10 protein-coding genes are annotated in these 9,278 nt (G+C 42.8%); 2 read left to right on the forward strand and 8 right to left on the reverse strand.

Annotated features, from left to right (window positions below; genetic code table 11):
* Nucleotides 1–12: 12 nt before the first annotated feature.
* The 8 genes from HZC12_01840 to HZC12_01875 are packed head-to-tail and all read right to left on the reverse strand — an operon-like array spanning nt 13 to nt 6,035.
* A complete protein-coding gene (locus tag HZC12_01840; protein ID MBI5025470.1) occupies nt 13–777 on the reverse strand; it encodes an FAD-dependent thymidylate synthase in 765 nt (254 codons plus the stop codon).
* Between the two features lie 16 nt (nt 778–793).
* Nucleotides 794–1,594 (reverse strand): 3-methyl-2-oxobutanoate hydroxymethyltransferase, encoded by an 801-nt coding sequence (gene panB / locus HZC12_01845; protein ID MBI5025471.1) that lies wholly within the window; start codon nt 1,592–1,594, stop codon nt 794–796.
* 40 nt (nt 1,595–1,634) lie between these two features.
* Nucleotides 1,635–2,516: a methylenetetrahydrofolate reductase gene (locus HZC12_01850; protein MBI5025472.1), complete on the reverse strand. Its 882-nt coding sequence runs from the start codon at nt 2,514–2,516 to the stop codon at nt 1,635–1,637.
* Nucleotides 2,513–3,184, reverse strand: coding sequence for a methylenetetrahydrofolate reductase C-terminal domain-containing protein (locus HZC12_01855; protein MBI5025473.1), 672 nt, complete (start codon nt 3,182–3,184; stop codon nt 2,513–2,515). Before HZC12_01855 ends, HZC12_01850 begins: the two co-directional genes overlap by 4 nt.
* A gap of 38 nt (nt 3,185–3,222) precedes the next feature.
* The gene (gene folD / locus HZC12_01860) at nt 3,223–4,083 is read right to left on the reverse strand and encodes a bifunctional methylenetetrahydrofolate dehydrogenase/methenyltetrahydrofolate cyclohydrolase FolD (GenBank protein MBI5025474.1); all 861 of its coding nucleotides are present in this window, start codon (nt 4,081–4,083) and stop codon (nt 3,223–3,225) included.
* A 29-nt stretch (nt 4,084–4,112) separates the two neighbouring features.
* The gene (gene folE / locus HZC12_01865; GenBank protein ID MBI5025475.1) at nt 4,113–4,676 is read right to left on the reverse strand and encodes a GTP cyclohydrolase I FolE; all 564 of its coding nucleotides are present in this window, start codon (nt 4,674–4,676) and stop codon (nt 4,113–4,115) included.
* The gene (locus tag HZC12_01870) at nt 4,669–5,265 is read right to left on the reverse strand and encodes a 5-formyltetrahydrofolate cyclo-ligase (protein ID MBI5025476.1); all 597 of its coding nucleotides are present in this window, start codon (nt 5,263–5,265) and stop codon (nt 4,669–4,671) included. Before HZC12_01870 ends, folE begins: the two co-directional genes overlap by 8 nt.
* Nucleotides 5,262–6,035, reverse strand: coding sequence for an AAA family ATPase (locus HZC12_01875; GenBank protein MBI5025477.1), 774 nt, complete (start codon nt 6,033–6,035; stop codon nt 5,262–5,264). The genes HZC12_01870 and HZC12_01875 overlap by 4 nt, the downstream gene beginning before the upstream one ends.
* Before the next feature lie 139 nt (nt 6,036–6,174).
* Between HZC12_01875 and HZC12_01880 the strand changes: the two genes are divergently transcribed.
* Both HZC12_01880 and HZC12_01885 read left to right on the forward strand, forming a co-directional pair.
* Entirely contained in the window at nt 6,175–7,581 is a 1,407-nt protein-coding gene (locus HZC12_01880) for a dienelactone hydrolase family protein (GenBank protein MBI5025478.1), read from the forward strand.
* Between the two features lie 176 nt (nt 7,582–7,757).
* On the forward strand, nt 7,758–9,278 hold a 1,521-nt coding region (locus HZC12_01885), incomplete at its 3' end, for a hypothetical protein (protein MBI5025479.1).

The raw sequence follows: 9,278 nt of genomic DNA on the forward strand, positions 1-9,278 counted from the left end.
TAGATAAAAAAATTATCGCTGTCCAACGCCATATTTCTTTCTTACCTCTTTAATCTTTCCGCATGTGTATTCGCCTTCAGGGCAGGGGGCATAAAGACATCCAGGGCCTGCTTTATGAAAAATTGTTGGGGCAATTTTTTTAACAAGTTTAAGCATCTCCTCTGCCATTTGCCTAATTTCCCATTGAGCACGATAACAACAGCGTTGTCTAAAAAAGTGCAGAAGTTCCCTTGCATTCATTGTAACGATTATCTTTGTCTCAGCAGCATTAGGTAGCACAAACCTGGCATCCTGATTAGCAGCCTCACCCTTAATGCCCTTTTCATTCAGCTTTCTGACAAGGAAATCATAGGCCTGTTGTGCTTCAACCATAAAATTCTCGAATGTCTTTTTGGCTTCTGCATCCTGGGCTATAGACGGCGGGATTATATAATCGAATGTTGACTCTTGACTCTCGACTCCAGACCCTCGACTGCTTTCTGACACATACCTCTGTGACTGTTGAGAATATGACGCAAGCCTGTGCCTTACAAGCTGATGAGAGCATGCCCTTGAAATCCCTTCAATAGCGAATGTGAAAGATGCATGCTCTATAGGAGTCATATGCCCCATCTTTACAAGTTTTTCAACAAATGCCTTCTGGTCTTTTGCCTCGATCTTCTCTTTCAGCGATTCTACATCTGATGGGCTATAGCACAGCTTTGCAGCCATGGCTATAGTCTCCTCAGGGTTCGGTGTATGTCGTAAGAGGATTACTTTTAATTTAGTTTCTGGCATAGAGGTCCTGTTCTCACTATTTAAAACTGTGTTCATCTGATGGAAATATACCTTTTTCTACCTCTTCTTTATAAGTCCTGATTGCATTTAGTGCCTCTTCCTTGAGGTTTGCATAGCGCTTGACAAATTTTGGTACAAACCTCTCAAACAATCCGATAACATCATGGATGACAAGCACTTGCCCATCGCAATAAGGGCCAGCACCAATTCCAATAGTTGGTATCCTCAATTCAGAAGTAATTTTTTTTGCAAGGTCTGCTGGTATGGCCTCAAGAATCAATGAAAACGCCCCTGCATCTTCAACTGCATGGGCCTCCTCGATAAGCCTTCTGGCAGCCTCTTCAGTCTTTCCCTGAATCTTGTATCCACCTATCCTGTAAATGGACTGTGGAGTAAGGCCAATATGGGCCATTACCGGGATGTCGGCTTTTGTCATTGCATTTATATGTTTTAAGACCTCTGCCCCGCCTTCCATTTTTACAGCCTGTGCACCGGCCTCTTTTAAAAACCTTCCTGCGTTTCTAACTGCATCTTCAACGCTCACCTGATAGGACATGAATGGCATGTCTCCGATAACCATTGCATTTTTGACAGCCCGTGAAACCATCTTTGTGTGGTAGATCATTTCGTCCATCGTCACAGGGAGTGTGTTTTCAAGCCCCTGCACAACCATCCCGAGGGAATCTCCTACGAGTATCGCATCAATCCCTGCCTCATCCACTATCTGTGCGAATGGATAGTCGTAGGCAGTAAGCATCGTGATCTTCTGCTTCTCAACCTTTTTCCTGAAAAATTCGTTTAGTGTGATCTTAGACATAATATTGTTTTAACTGTTCACCGTTCACTGTTCACTGTATTTACAGCAGTCCTGCCCTTTTCATTATCTCAGGCACCATGGCTTCTGCTCCAATTGCCATGATATGGACACCATCACAGATTTTTTCTTCTCTTAATTGTCTTATATGCTTTGCAGCTATATTTATCCCTGCATCGAGGGCCTTTTCCTTACCCGCTGATTTTAGCTCGTCGATCAATACCTGGGGGACCCTTATACCAGGGACAAAGTTATTCATATAGTTGGCCATGCCTGCACTCTTAAGAAGCACTATGCCGGCAAGTATTTTTACAGGGAACTTCCTCGCGTATTTCATGAAATCTTTAAATTTTTCTATGTCATAAATAGCCTGGGTCTGGAAAAACCTTGCCCCGGCCCTGACCTTCTTCTCAAACTTCATTAACTGTGGCTCAAGGGGGTTGGCTTCAGGGGTGACAACTGCACCCTGGAAAAAATCAGTTGAACCTTTAAGCTCATTGCCGGACATATCCCTGCCGATATTGAGGGAATTCACAATGCCGAGCAGTTGCACAGATTCCACATCATAGACTGCTTTTGCCTGTTTGTGGTCGCCTGCATTTGGATGGTCTCCTGTCATGCAGAGGACATTTTTTATGCCGAGGACACTTGCACCGAGGAGGTCTGATTGAAGACCAATGCGATTACGATCCCTGCATGTCATCTGCAATATTGGCTCATGGCCCATTTCAAGCATGAGTTTACATACTGCGAGAGAGCAGATTCTCATCACAGCAGACTGGTTATCTGTTACATTGACAGCATCTATTTTGCCTTTAAGCATTTCAGCATGATGGAGCATCTCTTTTATATTTGTGCCCTTGGGCGGGCCGATTTCTGCGGTAACAACGAATTTGCCGGAATCGAGGATATCTCTGAAACTCACTTTTTAACTTCCTCCTTTTTGCGTACATTCAGATTCATTGGCCTTGCATGGGCAGCCCAGTCTTTGGCCTCAATGATTGTTTCACAGAACTCCTGAAGTTTATCAAGCCTCTTCATCCTTTCATAAATCCTTACCCATGCGCACTTTATGTCAGGGCTCACTTCGCAGTAGCCATCTTTGCATCCGCCGCATGGCCCATTGAGAAGCCCTTTCGGACATGCAGTAATCGGGCAGATCCCGCCGGTTTTATCGAGAATACATTTACCGCATAGCGAACATCTTTCATCAAACATCTGTAGCCTTGTCATATTGCCGAGAAAGAGGGTGTCATTTGTTGGATATACGGGCTTGTCCTCAAAGAGCTCAACTGCTGTCTGCGTTCCTGCTCCACATGACAACACCAGGATGCAGTCAGTCTCTGTAAGGGCATCTTTAAAGGGCTTGAGTTCTACTTTGGTCCCCAGAACCTGGCATCCTGTCTTTGCTACAAATGTCCCTGTGACCTCTTTACCCTCTGCCTCAAGTGCCACCTTCATCTCATCGAGTTCTTTTTCACCGCCTGTGCTGCAGAGGGCTGCACACTCTGAACAGCCGAGGAGGAAGAAGCGATTATAGTTTTCGATGTTTTTCATCAATTCCTGAAAATCTCGTTTCTTTGTAATAATCATCGTTTACTCCTTAACTTTTAACTCTTAACTCATAACTCTTAACTCTTTATCCCTGCCTGCATCTTTGCAGCGATTACTGTGTTATACATCAACATTGCTATTGTCATCGGGCCTGCGCCGCCAGGGACAGGCGTTATCCATCCGGCCCTTTCTTTTGCTGCATCGAAATCCACGTCTCCTACTATTTTACCTTCTGGCGTAACATTGATGCCAATGTCAATAATCGCGGCTCCCTCTTTTATCATATCTCCTGTAATCATTTTTGCCTTGCCAATGGCAACGCAGAGTATATCCGCCTTGAGGCACTCTTCCCTGAGATTCGGAGTTTTGCTGTGGCATATTGTCACAGTGGCATTCTTCCTGAGAAGGAGCAGGGCCAGGGGTTTGCCGACAATGATGCTGCGGCCGACAACTACCGCATGTTTCCCTGCCGGGTTTATCCCATAAGCCTCAAGCATTTTTATTGCACCATGTGGTGTGCAGGGGATAAAACCCGGCTCATCAAGCACAAGCTTTCCGAGGGCATCCGGGCCAAATCCGTCAACGTCTTTTTCAGGTGCAATCCTGTTCATCGCCTCTTTCTCATTGAGCCACTTTGGGAGGGGAAGCTGAACGAGGATGCCATTTACCTTTGGGTCTTTATTTAAAGTATCGATGAGCTTCATAAGCTCAGCCTGGATTGTTGTCTCGGGGACCTTATAGGCAAAGCTCGCTATGCCTATTTCCTCGCATGCCTTCTCTTTTGCTGAGACATACTTTTTTGATGCAGGGTTTTCCCCTACAAGGACTACTGCAAGGCCGGGGTTAATACCCTTAGCCTTGAGTTCTGAAATCTCTTTTTTTAAGTTTTCCCTGATATCTGCTGCTACTTTCTTCCCATCAATAATCTGTGCTGCCATTGTCCCTCCTTATAACCAAACCCTAATCCCTAATCCCTTTTTTTAATTAGTTCCAACAGTTCTTCCCTTGTTGAATCTTTACTCCTGAATATGCCGCGGACTGCTGATGTAACTGTCCTTGTGCCTGGCTTCTTTAACCCCCTCATGCTCAGGCAGAGATGTTCGGCATCTATAATTACCATTGCCCCTTTTGGCTTTAATTTCTCCATTATTAAATCAGCGAGCTGAGAAGTGAGTCGCTCCTGAACCTGTGGTCTCTTTGCTAATATCTCTAATGCCTTTGCGAGTTCTCCTATGCCTGCGATTTTTCCTGCCCCTGGTATGTACGCCAGATGGGCCTTGCCTATAAATGGCAGCAGATGATGTTCGCATACAGAATAAAAGGGTATATCTTTTAAGAGGACCATTTCATCATGACTCTCTCCTTCTATTGGTTTTAAGATTTCTTCTGTTGGCGTCTCAAGGCCTGAAAATATTTCTTCATACATCTCAGCTATGCGTCTTGGAGTATCTTTGAGCCCAGGCCTCTCAGGGTCTTCGCCTATTCCTTCGAGGATGAGTCTGATGCCTTTTTCGATTTTTCTCTTATCCATGGCAATCTATGACCCTCTTTTCTGTAATTATTTTATTTACCCTTATATCGTGAGCCTCAGGTGGTATCTCTGAAAGGATTTGTTCTTCAAAGCACAGGGCTATGATAGGGACAGATTTTTTTCGCCTCATGCGAATCGAGGGGTCGATAAGCTCACCGAGGAGCCTGTCATAATAGCCGACTCCATAACCGAGACGATTTCCTGCAATATCAAAACCTACACCAGGGATTATCATGAGGTCAATGTCTTTCAATTCTATCGCCCTGCCTTCTAAGACCTTTGGTTCAGGTATCCCCATGAAGCCAGGCCCGAGGTCTGCCATTGCCTTTATTTCATAAACTCTTAATCCATTCCGATCCCTGTCAACAACAGGCAGGGCCACCCTCTTGCCGGATCTGAGGGATGCCTCTATTGCAGTAAGGGTTTCAACCTCAGTGCCAAAGGACGCATAGAAAAAAACAGTTCGGGCTTTCTCGAATTCAGACATGTTAAAGAGATGCTTCCTGATAAGGTCGTTTTTAATTTCCCTGTCAGCAGTATTGATTATATTACGTTTTGAGAGCGCCTGTTGCCTTAATGCTTCCTTCAAATCAATGTCTCCAGTGTCCTCTTTATAGCAGAAGCCTCGCCTAATGTCTTGTTGGATGCTTTATACGGTGGAATCCCTTTTATATCTGCTTCCATTATCTCAGGATTAAATCCTATAGCGCCCAGCAGTTCCATGTCAGCAATAGAGGACTTTATGAAATTTAAATCATTATCGCCTCTGACTTTATTGGCCACTGCAAATACTTTCTTTATGCCGAGTTCTTTTGCGAGTGTGTTTACTGTAGCTGCTGTCTGCAGGCTCCTCTGCCCTGGCTCAACAACAACGATAAAGGCATCAACGCCTTCTGCTGTACCTCTTGTCAGGTGTTCTATGCCTGCTTCCATGTCAACAATTACAATCTCATCCCTCTCAAGGACAAGATGTCTTATGAGCCTTCTCAAAAAGACATTCTCAGGGCAATAGCAGCCTGATGCTGCTGCCTTTGATTTGCCCATAACGAGGAGATTAATTCCATTAACTCTGTAGCCAAACTCTTCAGGGATATCATCAACCATCGGGTTTAGTTTAAAGAGCCCTCCCATACTGCCGGGTTTTGCGCCTGTCCTTTCTTCGATAAGCTCTGCCATGTCTGCAATTGGCCTGATGGCCTCTATCTCCTGTTTTGATATGCCAAAGGCCGATGCGAGATTTGCATCAGGGTCAGCATCAACAGCAATGACTTTTTTACCTTCAGAAGCATATATATAACTCAAAAGGGCAGAAATAGTAGTTTTACCAACCCCGCCTTTACCTGTAACTGCTATCTTCATTTGAAAATACCCTCAAATAGGTTATTTATGGTATGAGTGTTTCATTAAAATCAAATCACTATGATTTGCCTTAGAAGGTTAAAAATATTACCATTTGAGGGGAAATTTTGTCAAAAGAAACCTACCTGTATTGTGTGGCTTGACAGGGTTAATAGGGGTTGATATGATGCCTTTGAGGAGAAGGGCGGTGGGGATAAGTGGCAGCAAAGATAGCTCTGGTAGTATAACAATTGCCTTTTCTTATAATCCTGATTATGTTGCGAAGGTCAAAAGTATTCCTGGCCACAAATGGCATCCTGCTGAAAAGTGCTGGAGCTTTCCTGATTCAGATGGAACATTAACCCCCCATTCCCCCCTTAATTTTAGGGGGGATAAAGGGGGGTTAGCCTTTGAAGGTGAAGAAATCCACATAGACCCAGCCCTGCAAGCTAAAAAAATCCCCTCTCCCCTTGTGGGAGAGACTACCATCTTTACCCACGAGAGGGTAAAGGGTGAGGGGGATTTTCAAGACCTCCGCAGAGAACTCCTCTCAAGAAAATACAGCTACAGAACCGTCAAAGGCTATCTCTATTACAACAGGGATTTTCTCAATTTTACAGGCAAAGGTCCATCTGACATTAAAGAAAACGACATAAAGAACTACCTCCTTTACCTTGCGGAAGAAAAACAATCTGCAACATCCACTCAAATTTGGATAAAAGGCGACATTGTCGTCTGTGAAGTAGTTAGCTGCTCATTGCGGGCAGGGACAGGAGTGGTCAGATTGGGGGATACCATGAAACATTTAGTAAGAGGATTTATTGTTATTTTAAGTCTTTTTTTAATGTTATCGACCTCACCGGCAGTTGCAATTGAACAAATGACAGTTTCTGGATTAGGGGTTAAAAAGAATATGCAGGCTGACTTCATCCTTCCTGACGGGGAAGGCCCATTTCCTGGTGTTTTGGTATTACACACAAGCGGTGGAGTGCAGCAGGGCGATATCCAGTTTGCAAGAGAACTTGCAAAACAGGGTTATGCCTGCCTCGTCCCATATTATTTTGATGCCCATGGCATTACGGCGAAAACAAGACAATTAGCAACCACCAAATATGCGGAAGAGATATTTTCAGATTTGGTTGATGCGCTGGGATATCTGAAAAAGAATCAGAAGGTCAACAAAGATAAACTTGGTGCCGTCGGTTTCTCAATGGGCGGATACTGGGCGCTTATATTAGCTGCAAAGGGCAGGGTTCAGGTTGGTGTTTCCTATTATGGAGCACTATCTGGTGGAGGAAAGGGACTTGATTTGAAATACCGTTTTGAAGATGTTTTTACCAAAGACAGTTCACCTGTCTTAATTCTTCATGGAGATAATGACACTGTAGTGCCGGTTATTCTTGCGAACCAATTGTCGGCTATACTTAATGCTGCAAAAACTCCATATGAAATGAAAATCTACGCCGGAGTCGGACATCGTTATGATAGACATGGCTCATTGGATGAAAATGCGGCCAATGACAGTTGGAACAGGACATTAGAATTTCTAAAAAAACATTTGAAGTAGGTGCATTACAAGGGGATAGAGGTCTTTTATTGAATGCCCCCAACGGCAGATAACAACAGGCTAAAAGGGAAAAGAATAAATGGCAAATGCTATCGCACTTCTTTTAGCCTTGAACGTTATATGAAATTCCGAACCCTGCTTTGGGAACATATTTAAAGAATGGAAATAATTAACTTATGATGAACAAAAAAATCTTGATTTTAATCTTGTTTTTTGCCGCAGGTATTGGCATATCCTTTGGAATTTATTATAAAGGTATAACTGAGATAGCCAACCAGTTTATTGAAAAATCTCAAGAAAAGAACAACATAGATTCGCCTTTTGGAATGAGCGGCGCTTTCTCTCGGCCATTTGTGCCAAATGATGCTTTTCCCGCAGAAAAAATGAATAAGATGATCTCCCAATTAAAAGAGCCTTATGAGAATGTTCAAGATATAGGTGTCAAATGGATCAGACCTGGTATAGATTTTGGTTGGTCAAGCGTTCAGCCAACAAAAGAACATGTAGAAAACGGATTATATGAATGGGCTATTTTTGACAAGCTTTACGGCGAAGTTCCTTCAGATGTTAATGTTTTGGCCACCATTGCCGTTGGCCATGTCAATGTGGGCCTTGGCATTAAACTAGGGACATGGGAATTTATCGATAAAGAAGTAGAGGGATACTATATCAAATTTGTTAAAGAGCTTGTTGAACGCTATGATGGCGACGGATATAAAGATATGCCTGGATTAAAAAACCCTATTAAGTATTGGCAGACGCAGAACGAGCCAATATTTATTAATGATAGAGAACAATTGATGAAAGGAAATATTAATGTGGATTGGCGGAGCTTTAGCCGATTTCAAGAAATAACTTATGAAGCGATTAAAGAGGCAGACCCTAACACTCTAGTGGCAATAGGAGGGTTAGCTACCGGACATGCCGTTAATTCAAATGAGCCTTTTTTTGCTAAGGAAGAACGTGAAGAATTTTATATCCCTCTTTTAAGGAATCTCCAAGGTAAGTATATTGATATTTTTGATATTCATTTTTATGGTTCTGATACAGGATGGCCTTCTAACTGGAAAGAAATGAAAGATATCTACTTCCTATTTCGTAGAGAGCTTGACCAAAATGGTTATAAAAATACTGAAATCTGGTTTACGGAAACAGCAGTGCCGAGCGAACCTTTTGGAGAAAAATTACAAGCCACTAATCTTATTAAAAGATATATTTATCCTTTATCTTTTGGGGCTAAGAAAATATTCTGGTGGAACATGATTGAAGGAGAGTATCCTTTAGAAGACAATCAATCATCAGACCATTTGGGTCTTATCTACGACGGCATCGGAAAAGGCGACCCAGGCTATGGAGTAAAAAAACTCGCCTACTACACTTATAAGAAAATGGTGGAAGTTTTAGAAGGAAGCGATTGGGAGAATATTCAGACTATTCAGGAAAAAGGTGAAATCTACATCTATAAATTCATTAAGCAAGGAAAATCCATCTGGGTTGTTTGGAATGATAATAAAGAGCAGAAAGAGATAACAATTTCCGGCATAACTTTAAAGCAAATCAGAATCACCGAAGCTGTGCCAAAATATGAATCAGGAAAAGATATAACAGATTATAACACAGCCTTTGAGACCAAGACAAAATCAGTGCAAAATAATAAAATATCAATAACACTCGGAGATATCCCAGTGTTTGTGGAA

This window comes from Nitrospirota bacterium, assembly GCA_016214385.1.
Classification (GTDB): domain Bacteria; phylum Nitrospirota; class Thermodesulfovibrionia; order UBA6902; family JACROP01; genus JACROP01.

Excerpts from the sequence above, each read along its gene's own strand:
- HZC12_01840 (MBI5025470.1), bottom strand. The coding sequence starts at position 777 with ATGCCAGAAACTAAATTAAAAGTAATCCTCTTACGACATACACCGAAC.
- panB (MBI5025471.1), bottom strand. The coding sequence starts at position 1,594 with ATGTCTAAGATCACACTAAACGAATTTTTCAGGAAAAAGGTTGAGAAG.
- HZC12_01855 (MBI5025473.1), bottom strand. The coding sequence starts at position 3,184 with ATGATTATTACAAAGAAACGAGATTTTCAGGAATTGATGAAAAACATC.
- folD (MBI5025474.1), bottom strand. The coding sequence starts at position 4,083 with ATGGCAGCACAGATTATTGATGGGAAGAAAGTAGCAGCAGATATCAGG.
- folE (MBI5025475.1), bottom strand. The coding sequence starts at position 4,676 with ATGGATAAGAGAAAAATCGAAAAAGGCATCAGACTCATCCTCGAAGGA.
- HZC12_01875 (MBI5025477.1), bottom strand. The coding sequence starts at position 6,035 with ATGAAGATAGCAGTTACAGGTAAAGGCGGGGTTGGTAAAACTACTATT.